The sequence below is a fragment of the Pseudoalteromonas aliena genome (assembly GCF_038155085.1).
GTDB lineage: Bacteria > Pseudomonadota > Gammaproteobacteria > Enterobacterales > Alteromonadaceae > Pseudoalteromonas > Pseudoalteromonas aliena_A.
In genome coordinates this window covers 1-208 of the sequence record NZ_JBAKAU010000304.1, presented here as the reverse complement: position 1 = coordinate 208, position 208 = coordinate 1, and the positions used below count along the sequence as shown (strand labels likewise).

At 38.9% G+C, this 208-nt stretch carries 1 pseudogene; it reads left to right on the top strand.

The window, feature by feature from the left end:
* Window positions 1-208 (top strand): annotated as a pseudogene (locus tag V6260_RS19510) (uridine kinase); the annotation flags it as partial.

Here is a 208-nt window from a genome sequence, read left to right as displayed (position 1 = left end):
TCTGGCAAATCTCTATTTAGCCAAACTATATACTATGAATTGGTTAATGAGCTTGAACCTGGTTCTATCGGCATTATCGAAGAAGATGCTTATTATAAGGATCAGTAGCATTTGCCTATGGCTCATCGTACGCAAACTAACTACGACCATCCTGATGCATTTGAACACGCCTTAATGCTTGATCATTTAACGCAACTTCGTAGTGGAA